At 77.7% G+C, this 15903-nt stretch carries 15 protein-coding genes and 1 pseudogene; 4 read left to right on the top strand and 12 right to left on the bottom strand.

Features of this window, described 5'->3' with window-relative positions; genetic code table 11:
* Positions 1 to 31: 31 nt before the first annotated feature.
* From ACFUMH_RS03270 to ACFUMH_RS03325, 12 genes and pseudogenes are all read right to left on the bottom strand, one after another.
* A complete protein-coding gene (locus ACFUMH_RS03270; RefSeq protein ID WP_378200329.1) occupies positions 32 to 1309 on the bottom strand; it encodes a VWA domain-containing protein in 1278 nt (425 codons plus the stop codon).
* A 35-nt stretch (positions 1310 to 1344) separates the two neighbouring features.
* The gene (locus ACFUMH_RS03275; protein WP_378200332.1) at positions 1345 to 3705 is read right to left on the bottom strand and encodes a DUF5682 family protein; all 2361 of its coding nucleotides are present in this window, start codon (positions 3703 to 3705) and stop codon (positions 1345 to 1347) included.
* The gene (locus tag ACFUMH_RS03280) at positions 3702 to 4940 is read right to left on the bottom strand and encodes an AAA family ATPase (protein WP_378200335.1); all 1239 of its coding nucleotides are present in this window, start codon (positions 4938 to 4940) and stop codon (positions 3702 to 3704) included. The genes ACFUMH_RS03275 and ACFUMH_RS03280 overlap by 4 nt, the downstream gene beginning before the upstream one ends.
* A complete protein-coding gene (locus ACFUMH_RS03285) occupies positions 4937 to 6502 on the bottom strand; it encodes a DUF5691 domain-containing protein (RefSeq protein WP_378200338.1) in 1566 nt (521 codons plus the stop codon). Before ACFUMH_RS03285 ends, ACFUMH_RS03280 begins: the two co-directional genes overlap by 4 nt.
* Positions 6499 to 7860 carry an SWIM zinc finger family protein gene (locus ACFUMH_RS03290; RefSeq protein WP_378200341.1) on the bottom strand — a complete coding sequence of 454 codons (1362 nt, stop codon included), beginning with the start codon at positions 7858 to 7860 and terminating at the stop codon, positions 6499 to 6501. Before ACFUMH_RS03290 ends, ACFUMH_RS03285 begins: the two co-directional genes overlap by 4 nt.
* Positions 7861 to 7950: 90 nt before the next feature.
* On the bottom strand, positions 7951 to 8628 hold the full coding sequence (locus ACFUMH_RS03295; RefSeq protein WP_378200344.1) for a hypothetical protein: 678 nt from the start codon (positions 8626 to 8628) through the stop codon (positions 7951 to 7953).
* Positions 8625 to 9419, bottom strand: coding sequence for a DUF2382 domain-containing protein (locus ACFUMH_RS03300; RefSeq protein WP_378200347.1), 795 nt, complete (start codon positions 9417 to 9419; stop codon positions 8625 to 8627). Before ACFUMH_RS03300 ends, ACFUMH_RS03295 begins: the two co-directional genes overlap by 4 nt.
* A 103-nt stretch (positions 9420 to 9522) precedes the next feature.
* On the bottom strand, positions 9523 to 10299 hold the full coding sequence (locus ACFUMH_RS03305; RefSeq protein WP_378200350.1) for an SCO1664 family protein: 777 nt from the start codon (positions 10297 to 10299) through the stop codon (positions 9523 to 9525).
* On the bottom strand, positions 10296 to 10853 hold the full coding sequence (locus ACFUMH_RS03310) for a DUF3090 domain-containing protein (RefSeq protein WP_378200353.1): 558 nt from the start codon (positions 10851 to 10853) through the stop codon (positions 10296 to 10298). Before ACFUMH_RS03310 ends, ACFUMH_RS03305 begins: the two co-directional genes overlap by 4 nt.
* Before the next feature lie 44 nt (positions 10854 to 10897).
* Complete coding sequence (locus ACFUMH_RS03315) at positions 10898 to 11596, bottom strand: MSMEG_4193 family putative phosphomutase (protein ID WP_378200356.1); 699 nt, start codon at positions 11594 to 11596, stop codon at positions 10898 to 10900.
* An 86-nt stretch (positions 11597 to 11682) separates the two neighbouring features.
* Positions 11683 to 11814 (bottom strand): response regulator transcription factor, encoded by a 132-nt coding sequence (locus ACFUMH_RS03320; protein ID WP_378200374.1) that lies wholly within the window; start codon positions 11812 to 11814, stop codon positions 11683 to 11685.
* A 51-nt stretch (positions 11815 to 11865) separates the two neighbouring features.
* A pseudogene (locus tag ACFUMH_RS03325) lies at positions 11866 to 12069 on the bottom strand (ATP-binding cassette domain-containing protein); the annotation flags it as partial.
* Positions 12070 to 12337: 268 nt separating this feature from the next.
* Here ACFUMH_RS03325 and ACFUMH_RS03330 point away from each other — a divergent pair.
* Genes ACFUMH_RS03330 through ACFUMH_RS03345 form a run of 4 tightly spaced genes read left to right on the top strand, consistent with a single transcriptional unit; the run spans position 12338 to position 15900 of the window.
* A complete protein-coding gene (locus ACFUMH_RS03330; RefSeq protein ID WP_378200358.1) occupies positions 12338 to 13246 on the top strand; it encodes an ABC transporter ATP-binding protein in 909 nt (302 codons plus the stop codon).
* Positions 13243 to 13998: an ABC transporter permease gene (locus ACFUMH_RS03335; RefSeq protein WP_378200361.1), complete on the top strand. Its 756-nt coding sequence runs from the start codon at positions 13243 to 13245 to the stop codon at positions 13996 to 13998. Before ACFUMH_RS03330 ends, ACFUMH_RS03335 begins: the two co-directional genes overlap by 4 nt.
* A gap of 55 nt (positions 13999 to 14053) precedes the next feature.
* A complete protein-coding gene (locus ACFUMH_RS03340) occupies positions 14054 to 15283 on the top strand; it encodes a sensor histidine kinase (protein ID WP_378200364.1) in 1230 nt (409 codons plus the stop codon).
* Complete coding sequence (locus tag ACFUMH_RS03345; RefSeq protein ID WP_378200368.1) at positions 15280 to 15900, top strand: response regulator; 621 nt, start codon at positions 15280 to 15282, stop codon at positions 15898 to 15900. The genes ACFUMH_RS03340 and ACFUMH_RS03345 overlap by 4 nt, the downstream gene beginning before the upstream one ends.
* Positions 15901 to 15903 lie beyond the last annotated feature (3 nt).

Genomic DNA, 15903 nt, shown 5'->3' on the forward strand with positions numbered 1-15903 from the left:
GGCACCCGTCGGCGGCGCGCCGCCCGCGCGCTCAGCCGTCCGCGTGCGTCGTGACGATCCCCTGCGCCGCCGCCCACTGCCCGATGTCGCGGCGCTCGATCGCCGCGGCCATGAGGTCGGGGAAGAGGTCGGGCGTGCAGGCGAACGCCGGCACGCCGACCTCGGCGAGCGCGGCCGCGTGCCGGTGGTCGTACGACGGCGCGCCCGAGTCGCTCAGCGCGAGCAGCGCGACGACCGTGACGCCCGACCGCACGAGCGCCGCCGCGCGCGCCACCATCTCCTCGGCGATGCCGCCCTCGTACAGGTCGCTGATGAGCACGAGCACCGTCTCGGTCGGCCGCTCGACCAGGCCCTGCGCGTACGCGAGCGCCCGCCGGATGTCGGTACCGCCGCCGAGCTGCACGCCGAACAGCACGTCGACGGGGTCGTCCATCGCATCCGTGAGGTCGACCACCTCGGTGTCGAAGACGACGAGGCGCGTCGCGACGGAGCGCAGCGACGCCAGCACGGCGCCGAAGACGCTGGAGTAGACGACCGACTCCGCCATCGACCCGGACTGGTCGACCAGCAGCACCACGTCCCGCTGCACCTGCGAGGTGCGCCGTGCGTGCCCGACCAGCCGCTCCGGCACCACCGTGCGGTGCTCGGGCAGGTAGTGCCGCAGGTTCGCCACGATGGTCGCGCCCCAGTCGACGTCGCCCGGCCGCGGCCGGTGCGTGCGCGCCGACCGGTCCAGCGCGCCGGTGACGGCCTGCACCGTGCGCGCGCGCAGGCGTTCCTCGAGCTCGTCCGTGACGGTGCGGACCACGCGCCGCGCCGTCTCGCGGGAGTGCTCGGGGACCACCCGGCCGAGCCCCACGAGCGTCGTCACGAGGTCGAGGTCCGGCTGCACCGCCGCCATCATCTCGGGCTCCAGCAGCAGCTCGCGCAGGCCCAGCCGCGTCATCGCGTCCTCCTGCATGACCTGCACCACGGACGACGGGAAGTACGCGCGGATGTCGCCGAGCCACCGCGCGACCCGCGGGGACGAGCCGCCCAGGCCGCCGCGGCGCCCGCCGCCCTCGCCGTACAGCTCGCGGAGCACCGCGTCACGACGCGCGTCGTCCGCGTCCAGCGTGACGCCGCCCAGCCCCTCCTCGGCCGGCGCACCGAGGACGAGCCGCCAGCGGGTCGCCCGGTCCGGCGCCGGCGCGTCGGCGGCCGCGGCGTCGTCGTCGCGCACCTCGTCCGCGCGCACCCCGTCCGCGCGCACCTCGCCCGCGCGCTCGTCGTCCACGTGCACCCCGTCCACCTGCTCGTCGTCGTCCACCGGGTCCCCCTCCGGCCGCGCTCCCGGCGCGCCCGTCACGCGACCGGCTCCAGCCCGAGCAGCCGCGCGGTGGCGTGCACCGCGGGCAGCGCCCGGTCCAGGTCGAGGTGCACCGCGGTGGTGCGCGCCCCCGCCGGCCCCCGCAGCCGGTGCCCGACCTCGCGGCGCTCGGCGTCGGAGAACCGCGCGAACGCGCGGCGCAGCAGCGGCAGGAGGTCCTCGAACGTCCGGTCGTCCACGCCGCCGACCCAGTCGTCGACGAGCGCGAGCAGCACCGGGTCGTGCACGAGCAGCAGCGCGTCGCCCTCGAGGAACCCGTCGAGCCAGGCGGCCCCCGCGGGCGCGGGCGCGCCGACCGACATCCGGCGCGACATCCGCTCGGCCACCGTGGTGACGTCGAGCGTCCCGTCGTCCAGCAGGAGCCGGTGCACGCGGCCCGAGACGGCGGCGTGCACACGCTCGTCGGCGGCCAGGTCCGTCAGGCCGCGCCGCCACGGCGCGTCGAGCGCGGGGTCGTCGAGGAGCCGCACGCCGCGGTCCGCGGACTCCACCGCGTCGCGCACGAGCGCCCCCGCGTCGTCGTCGAGCGCCGCGCACGCCGCCCGCAGGCCGACGGCGACCCGCGTGACGACGGTCCGCAGCACCTGCGCGACCCCGCCGGTGTCGACGTCCCGCACGTCGCCGTACCGGCGCGTGCGCGCGAGCGGCTCCACCGCCCGCAGCAGCGTGAGCGGGTCGTGCTGCTGCGCCGTCTGCTGCTCGAGCGCGGCGAGCACCGCGGTCAGGGCGTCGGGCAGGTCGCACAGCAGGCACTGCTCGACGAGGTCCGCGAGCGCCGACAGGTCCGCCGCCGCCGCGGCGCGCTCGCGCACGAGGCCCTCGGCCGCGGCGGGCACGGTCGTGCCGCGCAGCCCCGCCTCGACGAGCCGCACGGACAGCTCGGGCACCCACTCGAGGTCCCACGCCTCGCGGAACGTGCCGGTGGTCCGGGTCGTGACGGCCGCGGGCCGGCCCCACGGCACGTCGAGCAGCAGCAGGCGGTGCAGCAGCAGCGACCGCTCGCGGTGCTGCTCCTTGCGCAGGTCCAGCTGGAGCAGGGTCGCCGAGGCGGACGGCGTCATCCGCAGCGCGCGCTGCCGGCGGGCGAGGTCGGCGGCGAGCGGCACCATCGGCACGTCGTCGGGCACCGCGCCCATCGCCTCCCCCACGACCAGCGTGCGGTGCACGAGCTGCAGCGGCACGGTGGACCCGCCGCAGAGCACGGTCTGCGCGGCGTCCGTGACCTCGGACAGGCCGACCGACGGCCGGCCGCGCACCGCGGCGAGCGTCTCCGCGAGCCGCACGGCCTCGACGACCGACGCCGGCGGGGCGTCGAGCTGCTCGTCGCGCAGCGCCCGCCCCACCCGCACGAGCCAGGACGTGGTGACGTCCTGCGCCGTCGCGCCGGGCCGCGCCCCCGCGACGAACAGGTGCTGGTACCAGCCCGGTGCCGTGACGCCGGCGCCGTACCCGCTCGCCGTCGCCAGCCGGCCCGCGGTCCAGGGCGCCCACGTGGCGGTCACCCTCACCTTCGGCAGGCCCGTGAGCAGCGCGGTGTCGTCCTTGACGGGCACGCGGGCGTCGGGGTGGACGGCCGGTGCGTGGTACGCACCGCACACGAACGCCACGCGCTGCGCCCCGGCGCGCAGCGCCGCCCGCACCGCCCGACGCATGGCCGCCTCCCGGCGCCGGGTCTCGAGGTCGTCGCCGGGCCCGGTCGCGCGCACGGCCGCCATGGCCTCGCGCAGCGCGTCGAACCGGGCCACCGCGGAGCCGGAGCGGTGCTCGACGGCGTCCTCCCACCACCGCTCGGGGTCGTCGTAGCCGGCGGCGCGCGCCAGCTCGGCGATCGGGTCCGGCGGGGCGGGCAGCGCGGCGAGGCTGTCGCGGGGGGCGTCGTCGGGGGTGTCGTGCGGGGTGTCGTCCGGGGACGTGCCCTGCGGGGCCCCGCCGTCCGGTTCGGCCTCGTCGGCCTGCCCGGCGCGCCCGGGGAGCTCCTGCGCGCGGGTGGCGAGCAGGTGCGCCGCCGGCAGGTCCGCGAGCTCGACGCGGCGCCCGCGCGCGACGGCCCACCGCAGCGCGACCCACTCGGGCGAGAACGCCGCCATCGGGTAGAAGGACGCCCGCCACGGCTCGTCGACGGCGTAGACCAGGCCCGCCACCGGCGGGACGAGACCCGGGTCCGCGACGACCGGCACGAGCGGCGCGAGCTCCGGCGGACCCTCGACGAGCAGCACGTCCGGGTCGAGCTCGTCGAGCGCCTCCAGCACCGACCGCGCGCTCCCCGGCCCGTGGTGCCGGACACCGAGCACGTGCACCCGGCCGGCCGTCGCACCCGCACGGGCCGTCGCGCTCACACGAGCTCCCGGCACGCCCGGTACAGGTCCTCCCAGCCGGCGCGGTCGCGGACGACGGTCTCCAGGTACTCCTGCCACACGAGCCGGTCCTGCACGGGATCCTTGACGACGGCGCCGGTGAGGGACGCCGCGACGTCCTCGGCCCGCAGCACCCCGTCGCCGAAGTGCGCCGCGAGCGCGGTGCCGTTGGTGACGACGGAGATCGCCTCCGCCGTGGACAGCGTCGCCGACGGCGACTTCACCGTGGTGCGCCGGTCGAGCGTGACGCCGCCGCGCAGCTCGCGGAACACCGTGACGACCCGCTCGATCTGCGCGAGCGCGGCGAGCTCGGGCGGCAGCTCGAGCGAGCGGCCCACCGCGGCGACGCGCGTGCGGACGATCTCGACCTCCTGCTCCAGCGTGTCCGGCAGCGGGAGCACCACGGTGTTGAACCGCCGCCGCAGGGCCGACGACAGGTCGTTGACGCCCTTGTCGCGGTCGTTCGCCGTGGCGATGACGTTGAACCCGGGGCGCGCCTGCACCTCCGTCCGCAGCTCGGGCACGGGCAGCATCTTCTCGGACAGGATCGAGATGAGCGCGTCCTGCACGTCCGCGGGGATGCGCGTCAGCTCCTCGATGCGCACGAGCGCGCCGTCGCGCATCGCGCGCATCACCGGGCTCGGCACGACGGCCTCCGCCGTCGGGCCGTCGGCCAGCAGCCGCGCGTAGTTCCAGCCGTAGCGCAGCTGCTCCTCGGGCGTGCCCGCGGTGCCCTGGACGACGAGCGTCGAGTCGCCGCTCACCGCGGCGGCGAGGTGCTCGCCGACCCACGTCTTGGCCGTCCCCGGCACGCCCAGCAGCAGGAGCGCCCGGTCGGTGGCCAGGGACGCCACGGCGATCTCCATGAGCCGCCGCGAGCCGAGGTACTTGGCGCTCACCGTCGTCCCGTCGGGCAGCGTCCCGCCGACGAGGTACGTCGTCACCGCCCACGGCGACAGGCGCCACCCGGGCGGTCGCGGGTGGTCGTCCGCGGCCGCGAGCGCCGCGAGCTCGTCGGCGAACGCGTCCTCGGCGTGCGGACGCAGCACGGGTACGTCGGCACCGCCGTCCGCGGTGCTGGTGACGGACGTGCCGGTGACGGACGTGCCGATGGCGGCGGTGGCGGGCGTGCCGGTGGCGGTGCCGGGCGTGCCGGCGCCGGGCGTGCCGGCGCCGTCCCTGCCGGTGCCGTCGGGTGCGGGGGGCTGCGACGTCATGCGAGGGCCTCGTCGGTCGTGGCGAGCAGGGACAGGTGCTGGGTCAGGTCGGTCAGGGCGCGGGCGCGCGTGCGGAACGCGGCGAGGGCGGTGGCGAGCCGCGCCGACTCCTGGGGGTCGCGGGCGCGCTCGACGGCGCGCTCGGCGTCGGCCGCCGCACGATCCGCCGCGTCGCGCGCCCGGCCGAGGGGCTCACGCGCGGCGGGGTGCAGCTGCCGGGCGAGCGCCTCGACCGGCAGGGCGAGCGTGCGGGTCGTGGCGGGGTCGGCGGCGACCTGCGCCACGGCCTCCGCCACGGCGCGGCTGAGCGTGGCGTCCCACGGCCCGGGCAGTGCGTGCGCGACGGACGCGAGCACGTCCGCGGGCGTCGCGGCGAGCCACCGGCGGGCGGCCTCGCGCCCCTCGGCGGGCGGCAGCACGGCCGTCGCGGCGGCGTCCCACTCCTCGGCGAGCAGCGCCCGGGCCCACACCGGGTCCCGGCGTGCCACGACCGCGCGGCGGACCGGCGCGCGCAGCACCCGCTCCGCGTCCAGCCGGAGCACGCCCGCGGGGTCGGTGCGCGCCGCGGCGGTCAGCACGTCGAGCGGCGCGCCCGTGACGAGCGCCGACAGCACCGCGGCGTCGCGGGCGCCGCCCGGCCCGGCGCCGAGCCCGTCGCGGCGCGCCGCGGCGTCGAGCGCACCGGGGGGTGCGACCTCGAGCCGCTTGCGCACCAGCCCGTGCACGGTGAGCAGCGGTGCCAGCCGCGCGGCCATGCGGGCGGCGCGGGCGGAGGTCGGCAGCCCGTCGAGGACCTCGGCGGCCGCGGCCCGCACCGTCGCGGCCCGGTCGTCGAGCGCCGCCTCGAGCACGTCCTCGTCGGCCTGGCCGAGGCCCACGGACAGCGCGTGCAGCAGCCCCGCGCGCGTCTCGGCGCCCGCCGTCGGCAGCGCCGCGGCGACGAGCCGGCGCCCGCGTCCGGGGTCGGTCGCGCGCAGGGCCGTGATGCGGGCGACGAGCTCCGCGACCGGCAGGCGCAGCAGCGCGGCGTCGTCCGCCGCCGGCGTGGCCGCCTCCTCCTCGACCGCCCACGACCACTCCGGGCGGCGGGCGGCGAGCCAGCGGCCGCGGGCGTCGACGACCCCGAGGACCGCCGCCCGCACGTCGGGCCGGCGGGTGGCCTCCGCGAGCAGCGCCGGCAGGAGCGCGTGCGGCACGCGGCGGCCGGCCGCGGCCACCGCCGCGCACCAGCGCTCGACGAGGGCGTCCCGCAGCTCGCGCCCCACCGGCGGCTGCGTGAGCACGAGCCGCAGCACCTGCACCGCACGCGCGGGCGCCTCGGGCGCGGCGTCGGGCGGGCACGGTGGCGGTGCAGTCGTGGCCGGCGCGGGCACCGCACCGGCCAGCTGCAGGGCGCCGCCGAGCGCGGCGGCGTCGAGCAGCGCGGTCGGCGCGTCGGCGTCCGGGCGCGGGACCACCGCGAGCGCGTCCGGGACGGCGGGCACCCGGCCCCGCCCCGCGCCGACGAGCGCCGCGGCGGTGAGCGCGGACCACCAGCGGTCGACGTCCGGGGTCGCGCTCATGCGCCCACCACCCCCGGCACGCCCGCGGGACCCGCCGCGGCCAGGACGCGCAGCGCACCGTCCTCCAGCTCGCCGAAGAGGTCGAGGGGCGCGCCGCCCGACCGCGCGAGCAGGCCCCACGGGTCGACGTCGGGCAGCACCGGCAGGGCGTGCCCGGCCGGGTCCACGACGACCACCCCGCCCGCCGCCCCGCGGCCGGTGCCCGCGGCGAGCGCGCCCGCCGCCGCGCCGACGTCGAGCCGTGCACCGGTGAGCACGACCGGCACCCGGCGCGTCCACGGGTTCGCCGCCAGCACGTGCGCGCGCCGGTCGAACGCGGCGGCGACGTCACCGCCCGCGGGCAGGGCCTGCGCCGCGCCGACGACCTCGGGCGGGGTCACGAACGTGGCCCGCCGCAGCGCCGCACCGGGGTAGCGCGCGACGTCGCCGCGCAGCAGCGCACCGACGGCCTGCGCGACCGGCAGGGGGTCCCCGCCCGCGGCGAAGTCGAGCACCTGGACGACCTCGCCCGTGCCCTCGCCGCGCAGCCACGTGCGCTGCTGCTGGACCCGGCCGTCCTGCGTGCGGAACGCCCCGAGGACGATCCAGGTGTCGGTCACCGCGTCCCGCGCCCGCACGTCGTCGGCGGCCTGCGCCCACCCGAGCACCGCGCGCAGGTCCCCGAGCGCACCCTCGTCGAGCTGCTCACGCCGCCGCCACGCGTGCACGAGAGACCACCACCGGCCCACCGTCGCGAGCAGCACCGGCGCCCAGTCGTCGTCGTGCTGCACGCGGCTGCCGGTGGCCCGCACCTCCTCGGCGAGGCCGGGGACCTGCGCGTCGACCAGCCGCGCCGCGGCGGCGTCCCACCATGCGAGCGGCTGCCGGCGAGCGGCCGCCAGCCCGGCGCGCACCAGGTCGGTGAGCCACAGCGCGAGGTCCTCGAGCCCCGCGGACATCGTCGCGACGCGCTGCGCACGGCGGCGCTCCGCCGCCTCCGGGTCGGCCGGGACGTCCGGCTGCGCCGCCTTCTCGGCGCGCCGCGTCGCGCGCGAGGCGCGGTCGTCGGCCCACTCCTGCGCGAAGTCGGCCGCCTCCGCGTCGTCACCGACGGCCCCCGCGGACCACAGCAGCAGCAGCGCGAGCGCGTGCTTGCACGGGAACTTGCGGCTCGGGCAGGAGCACCGGTACGCCCGCGCCTGCAGGTCGACGCTCACCTGGTACGGCGTGCGGCCCGACCCCTGGCAGCGGCCCCACAGCAACGCGTCGGACGCACCCGTCTCCGACCACGGCCCCGGCTGCGCGAGCCGCCGGGCCGCCGCGAGCGACGACGCGTCGGGCGCGGCGGCCTGCACGTCGTCGAGGCTCCAGCGGTCCATGGTGGCGCCATCCTGCCGGACGGGTCCGACACGACGCGGCGCGCGGCGTCGCGTGCCGCGCCGTGTCGCCCGTCCGGCCGTGCGCGCCGGTCAGCGACCGAGGCCGGCGCGGTCGACCTTGCGGTGGAACCGCATGCCCGCCAGCCCGCCGAGGACGGCCCCGGCGAGGGTGACGGCGGCGATCACCAGGAGCGTGATGACGCCCGCCGTGGTCAGGTCCCCCTCGGCGATCGGGATGCGCGGGAAGCTGTTGAGCTGGCCGAGCACGTTGAACTGGTCGCCGGCGACCGCGGCGAGCACGGCGACGGCGATCGCGATGATCACGGCCCACAACCACACGGCCACGCCCTGCTTGGCGCCGTTGAAGCGGGCCATGCGACCGGCCACGTAGCCGCCGCAGTAGTACGCGAGGAACAGCACGACCGCGAGGACGATGCCGCCGACGAGGCCGACGGACCCGGGGTCGGAGGCCGCCTGGTCGGCCGCCTCGCTCACGTCGGTGTCGTTCGCGACACCGACGGCGGTGCCGGCGGCCGCCACGAGCGCGGTGAGCAGCACCGCGGTGCCGGTCGCCGTGAGCCAGCCGAAGAAGGCCGAACCGAACTTGATGCCGCCGTACTCCTCCTTCTCGCGCGCGACGACGCTCTGCCGGTCACGGCCGAACGCCTTCGCGGAGACGGCGCCGCCGGACGGCGTGGACGGCCGCGCGGCGTCGCCCTCGGGGACGTCGGGCCGGTCGGGGGTGCGGGGGTCGTCCTGCGTGCTCACGGTGCGCTCCTGTCGGTGTCCCTGTCGGTGTCCCTGTCGGTGTCCCTGCCGGTGTCGGTCCCGGTGCCGGTGCCGGGACCGTCGGTGCCGTCGCCGGCGGCGCCGGGCGCGGGCTCGACCCGCACCTCCTCGCGCGTGACCGGCACGGTGACGGTCTGCTCCTCGGTGACGACGTAGCGACGCAGGCGCGCGCCGCCGGTCGCGAGCGTCGCGGCGCCGGCGGGCTCGGCGGCGGCCGTGCCGGTGCCCTCCGCCGCGCTGCCCTCCGTCGCGGGCGGGGCGTCGACGGGGGCGTCGGCGACGTGGCGCCCGCCGGGGCGGCGGTCGTCGTCCGTCGACGGCCCCGCCGCGTCGCGGTCCCGGTCCCCGCCGTCGTGCGGCGTCCCGGCCGCGACGCCGGCCGCCGGACGGTCGGCGGCGTCGTCGCCCGTCCGGTCGGCGGCATCGTCCCCGGCGTCACCGGCGTCGCCGCCCTCGAACCCGTAGTACCGGTAGAGCTCGCGCTCCTCGTCGGGCGAGAGGTGCCCCTCCGAGTCGTCGACGCGCGGTGCGCCCTTCACCTTGCCCTTGTCGTAGGGCACGACGATCTCGTCGCCGCGCACGGTCGCGTCCGCGAGCGGGACGAACGACTCGGCGCGCCCGAACAGGCCGGTGCTCACGGTCACCCACTCGGGGTCGCCGGTGCGGTCGTCGAGGAAGAACTGTCCGACCTTGCCGATCTTGTCGCCGTCCGTCCCGACGACGGTGCCGCCGGAGACGAGCAGGTGCTGGATGTCGTCCGTGCTGATCATGGTGGTGTCTCCCGATCGGGGCGATCGACCTTCTGATCTGCGCAACGTAGGACGACGGCAGGTCGCCCGCGACCGCAGACGCGGACCGGGGCACCGCTGCCGGTCAGAACAGCGGCCAGGGCACCGCCGGCATCTCGCTCTCGTGGCCGGGCAGGACGCCTACCTGCAGCAGCCGCTCGCAGCGCGCCGCGAGCGCCGCGACCTCCACGTCGGCGAGCAGCTCGCCGAGCCGGTCCCCCAGCGCACCGTCGAGGCCGGCGCGCACGCGGGCGACCCCGGCGCGCTCCTCGGCGTCGAGCGGCTCGCCGACCCACCCCCACAGCACCGTGCGCAGCCGCGGCTCGACGTGGAACGTCACGCCGTGGTCGACGCCGTGGCGGTGGCCGTCGGCCTGCGGGAGCACGTGCCCGCCCTTGCGGTCGGCGTTGTTGAGGACGACGTCGAGCACGGCCATGCGGCGCAGCGCCGCCGAGTCCTCGTGCACGAGCGCGACGGTCCACCCGTCCTCGTCGCTGCCCTCGAGCACGCGACGCCACCCGTGGGCCGGCACCGCGTCCGCGGGCACCAGGTCGACGGGGTCCTGGCCGGGGTCGGGCTCGCACCACAGCTGCACCATGCCGGGGCCGAGCGGGCCGTCGCGCAGCCACGTGCGCGGCACGACGCCCCAGCCCGTCGCCTCGGAGACGAGGTACGCGGCGACCTCGCGGCGCGCCAGCGTCCGGTCGGGGAAGTCCCAGAGCGGACGCTCGCCGTCGACGGGCTTGTAGACGACCGGCACGTCGCCGACGCGCCCGAGGAACGTGGCGTTCGACGCGACGGTGATCCGGCCGACGAGCTGGATCTCGCCGCCGTCCAGGTCGGCGTCCCCGGGCGCCGTCACACGTCGTCGGGCAGCGCGCAGACGTGCCCGTCCGCGTCGACCGGCCGACCGCAGAACGGGCAGGCGGGCCGCCCGGCGCGCACGACCTGGCGCGTGCGCTGCACGAACGCCCGGGCCGTGCCGACCGGGATGCGGACCAGCAGCACCTCGTCCGGCTCGTCGTCGATCTCGCCGAACGCGAGCTCGCCGTCGTCGCGCGGCTCCGGGAGCGGGTACGCCTCGATGACGACCTGCGCGGTCCGCGGGTCCCAGCCCAGGCGCAGCGTGCCCGTGCGGAACTCCTCCTCGACCGGCTGGTCCAGCGGCTCGTCGTCGAGGAGCTCCGCGGGCGTCTGCGCGGGGACGGTGATGCCGGTGCCCGGGTCCGCGGTGATCTCGCCGAGGAGCTCGTCGAGCTTCTCCGCGAGGAGGGCCGCCTGCTCCTTCTCGAGCACGACGCTCGCCGACCGCGCGCCCGTGCGGGCCTGCAGGTAGAAGGTGCGGGCGCCGGGAGATCCGACGGTGCCGACGACGACGCGGTCCGGCCAGTCGAACTCGTGGACGACCTGGGGCATGCAGGCAGTCTAGGAGCGGGTCCGCCGGGGCGCCGCCGCTGGGCTCAGCGGGCGGACGGTGCGTGCCCGGCGCCGCCGCCGACGGGGGCGTCCCCGACGGGCGCGGCGGCCGCGAGCCACGACAGGTCGCCGGCGTCGGTGTTCGTCGCGACCACGTCGGGCCGGTGCGGCCCGTACCGCACGACCGACACGGACGCCGGGCCGACGGTGATCCGCTGGAAGAGGTCGAGGTGCATGCCGAGCGCGTCCGCGAGGACCGCCTTGAGGACGTCGCCGTGGCTCACCGCGACCCACACCGCGCCGGGCCCGTGCTCCGCCTCGACCGCGGCGTCGTGCCGGCGCACCGCCGCGACGGCGCGCGCCTGCATCGCCCGCAGGGACTCGCCGCCCGGGAAGACGGCGGCCGAGGGCTGCGTCTGCACGACGGACCACAGCGGCTCGGACGCGAGGTCGGCGAGCGCGCGTCCCTGCCACCGCCCGTAGTCGCACTCGGTGAGGGCGGCGTCGACGGTGACGGGAGGGGCGGGGTCGTGCGCGGCGACGAGCGCGCGGGCCGTCTGCCGGCAGCGCTCGAGCGGGCTGGTGACGACGGCGGCCAGCGGGACGCCGGCGAGCCGCGCACCGGCCCGTCCCGCCTGCGTGCGACCCACGGCGTCGAGGCGCACCCCGGCCGTGCGGCCGGCGAGGACGCCGGCGGTGTTGGCGGCGGTGCGTCCGTGCCGGACGAGGAGGACGGTGGCCACCCCCGCAGCCTAGGCACCGGCGGCGCGACGACGACGCGCGTGCCGCTCAGCGCCGCCCTGTGCCGCTCAGCGCCGCGCTGTGCCGCTCAGCGCCGCGCGGCGCCCCGCCCGACGAGGCCGCACTCGTACGCGATGATCACGGCCTGCATCCGGTCGCGCGCGCCCAGCTTGGCGAACAGGTTGCCCACGTGCGTCTTCACCGTCGTCTCGGACACCACGAGCTCGGCCGCTACCTCGGCGTTCGACGCACCCTCGGCGACGAGGCGCAGCAGGTCAGCGTACCGGCGCCCGGCGACCCGCGCCGTGCCGGACGTCGGCCGCTCGAGCCCCACGACCACGCGCATGGTCGTCGACTTGCCGGCACCGTTCGGCCCGAGGAACCCCGTGACCGTCCCGGGCCGGGCGGTGAACGTCAGCCCGTCCACCGCCGTCGTGCTGCCGTAGCGCTTGGTCAGCGCCTCCACCTCGATCATCGCGTCTCCTCCGTCGTGGGTCGGCCGCCCGGGGGCGTCCGTCGGCGACGCTACGGAGACGGGTGGGGCGGCCGGGACCTGCCCGTGGAGGAGACGGGACGGGCGGCGCCCTCCTCCCCCGGGAGGAGGGGTCCCCGTCCCCGGTGCCGGCAGAGCCGGGGGGCGGGCGGCCGGGTGCGGCATCCACCGATCGGTCGATGCCCGGATCCACCGCCCCGCCTCCCGGCCGGGCGATCCGGCGCCGCGCGCGCCGCAGCAGGCTCGAGGCATGGACGTCATCGAGGTCAGACAGCTGCACAAGCGCTACGGGACGACGACCGCGGTCGACGACGTCTCGTTCACCGTCGGGGCCGGCGAGGTCTTCGGCATCCTGGGCCCCAACGGGGCCGGCAAGACCACGACCGTCGAGTGCCTCACCGGGCTGCGCACCCCCGACCGCGGGGTGATCCGGGTGCTCGGCCTCGACCCCCGCCGGGACCGGGACGAGCTGCGCCAGCGCGTCGGCGTGCAGCTGCAGGAGAGCCGGCTGCCGGACCGTCAGACCGTGGGCGAGGCGATGGACCTGTACCGCTCGTTCTACCGCCGCCCCGCCGACGGCGGCCGGCTGCTGGAGATGCTGGGCCTCGCCGCGAAGCGCGACACCCAGTACCGCCGGCTCTCCGGCGGCCAGAAGCAGCGGCTGGCGATCGCGCTCGCGCTCGTCGGCTCCCCCGCCGTCGCGGTGCTCGACGAGCTCACCACCGGGCTCGACCCGCAGGCGCGGCGCGACACCTGGGACCTCGTCGAGCACGTGCGCGACTCCGGCGTGACGGTCGTGCTGGTCACGCACTTCATGGACGAGGCGGAGCGCCTCTGCGACCGGCTCGCGCTCATCGACTCCGGGCGCGTGGCGGCGATCGACACCCCCGCCGGGCTCGTGGCGCGGGTGGGCGCGCAGCAGCGCGTGCGGTTCCGCCCGTCGGTCCCCCTGGACGAGCGGCTGCTCACCGACCTCCCCGAGGTCGCCGACCTGCGGCACCACGGCGAGCAGGTCGTGGTCACGGGCAGCGGGACGGTGCTCCAGGCCGTCACCTCGGTGCTCGCGCTGCACCACGTCGTCGCGCACGACCTGCGGGTCGAGCAGGCCAGCCTCGACGAGGCCTACATCACCCTGACCGGACGGAGGACGGCCCGATGAACGCCCTGTACCGACTCACCGTCGCGGAGACGCGACTCTTCCTGCGGGACCCGATCTCGGTCGTGTTCGGCGTGCTCTTCCCCGCCCTGCTGCTGCTCGGCCTCGGCTCGATCCCCGCGCTGCGGGAGCCGGCGGACGAGTTCGGGGGCGTGCCGTTCGTCGAGGCGTGGGCCCCGGCGGCGCTGGCCCTCGGCCTGGGCATCCTCGCGCTGCAGCAGATCCCCGTGGCGGTGGCGACCTCCCGCGAGCGGGGTGTCCTGCGCCGGATGTCGACGACGCCCGTGCACCCCGGCGCGATGCTGGCGGCGCAGCTCCTCGTGGCGCTGGCCGCCGCCGTCGTCGCGGGCGCCCTCGTGCTCCTCTCGGCGTGGCTGGTGCTCGACGTGCCGCTGCCCCGCCAGCCGCTCGCCTTCGCGGCGTCGTTCGTCGCCGGCTTCGGCGCCCTGCTCGCCGTCGGCGTGCTCGTGGCGGCCGTCGCACCGAGCCTGCGGCTGGCCACCGGCCTGTCCACGCTCGCCTACGTCGTGGCGATGTTCGCGGGTGGCGTCTTCCTGCCCGCGTTCCTGCTCCCCGACGCCCTGGTGCGGCTGAGCGCGTACGTCCCGCCGGGCGTCCAGGGGCTGCTCGGGACGTGGTCCGGCGCGGCGGCCGACGCCGGGAGCGGCCCGCCGCTGCTTCTCCAGGTCGGGATAATGGCCGCGCTGGCGGTCGTCGTCGGCGCAGCGGCGGCCCGGCTGTTCCGCTGGGAGTGAGCCGCCCGGCGACGACCGGACGTGCCCGCCCGACGAGCCCGGAGGTGCCGGCCCGATGAACGACGACGTCGGCCGCGACGGCGAGCGCTACCTGGCGCTGCTGCTGCGCGTGGTCCCGTGGGTCACCCTGCCGGTCGCGACCGTGATCGCCGTCGGCCGGCCCGGGCAGGACGGCGCCGAGCGCGCCGGCACGCTCGGGCTGGCCGTGCTGGCGGCCGGCTGGGTGTACCTCGCGTACACCCGGGTGCCGGAGGACCGCCGCCGGCGCACCCTGCCGATGGCCGTCTACCTCGTCGGTCTCCTGGTCCTCTGCGTCGTGCTGATGGGCCGGGACCAGGTCTTCCTGCTCTTCACCGTCACCGGGTTCCTGCACGCCTTCGAGCTGCGCCCGTGGCCGGTCGGCGTGGTGGGGGTCCTCGCCACCTCGGTGGTCCTCAACACCATGACGATCGGCGTCCCGCACGCGACCCTGTCGTCGCTCGGGACGTACGTGGGGGTGATCGCGGTGCAGACGGCGAGCGTCGGCCTCGGCGTCGCCCTGGTGGACCGGACGACCGAGCAGCACCGCCGGCGCAAGGAGATGATCGCCCGCCTCGAGGCGACGCTCGCGGAGAACGCCGGGCTGCACGCCCAGCTGCTGGAGCAGGCGCGCGAGGCCGGCGTGGTCGACGAGCGGCAGCGGATGGCCGGCGAGATCCACGACACGCTGGCGCAGGGCCTCACCGGCATCATCACGCAGGTGCAGGCCGCGCAGCGGGTCTGGCACTCCTCCGACCAGGCCCGGGAGCACGTCGACCGCGCCCTCGCCCTCGCCCGCGACAGCCTGGCGGAGGCCCGCCGGTCCGTGCAGGCGCTGCGGCCGCGCCAGCTCGAGGAGGCGCACCTGCCCGAGGCGCTCGGCGACCTGGCGCGGCAGTGGGAGCGGGACGGCGGCGTCCCGGTGCGGTTCGAGGTGACCGGCGACCCGGTGACCGTGAGCCCCGCCGTCGAGGTGGCGCTGTTCCGGGTCGCGCAGGAGGCGCTGCACAACGTCGCCCGGCACGCGGCGGCCGCGCGCGTCGGCCTCGTGCTCTCCTACCTGACGGACGAGGTGCTGCTCGACGTGCGCGACGACGGGCGCGGCATCGACGCGGCCCGCGACGGGCAGCAGGCTCAGGGGTTCGGCCTGCGGGGCATGGCGCAGCGGGTCCGCAGCGTGGGAGGTGCGATGGAGATCGAGAGCTCGCCCGGCGAGGGCACGGCGATCAGCGTCCGGGTCCCGGCGGCCGCGGTGGCCGCGCCGTGATCCGGGTCCTGATCGTCGACGACCACCCTGTCGTGCGCAACGGCCTGCGCGGCGCGTTCGCCGACCTGCCGGACGTCGAGGTCGCCGGCGAGGCGGGCGACGGCCGGGAGGGCGTGGCCGAGGCCGTCCGGCTCGGCGTGGACGTCGTGCTCATGGACCTGCGCATGCCCGTCATGGACGGGGTGCGGGCCATCGCCGAGCTCGCACGCGTCGCCCCCGCGGTGCGGGTGCTCGTGCTCACCACCTTCGACAGCGAGTCGGACGTGCTGCCGGCGGTGCAGGCCGGCGCGACCGGCTACCTGCTCAAGGACGCACCCCCGGAGGAGCTGATCCGCGCGGTCCGCGCCGCCCACCGCGGGGAGTCCGTCCTCGCGCCGTCGGCCGCCGAGCAGCTCATGGGCCGGGTGCGCCGGCCGACCGGCCTCGCCCTGAGCGCCCGCGAGCTCGAGGTGCTCCGGCTGGTCGCGGACGGCGCCTCGAACCGCGAGGTGGCGCGGCAGCTGTTCATCAGCGAGGCCAGCATCAAGACGCACCTGCAGCACGTGTACGACAAGCTCGACGTCCGCGACCGCGCCGCGGCCGTGGGCGAGGGCTACCGGCGCGGCCTGCTCCGGTAGCCC

The sequence above is a fragment of the Cellulomonas sp. NPDC057328 genome (genome assembly GCF_042667215.1).
Taxonomy (GTDB): Bacteria; Actinomycetota; Actinomycetes; order Actinomycetales; family Cellulomonadaceae; genus Cellulomonas.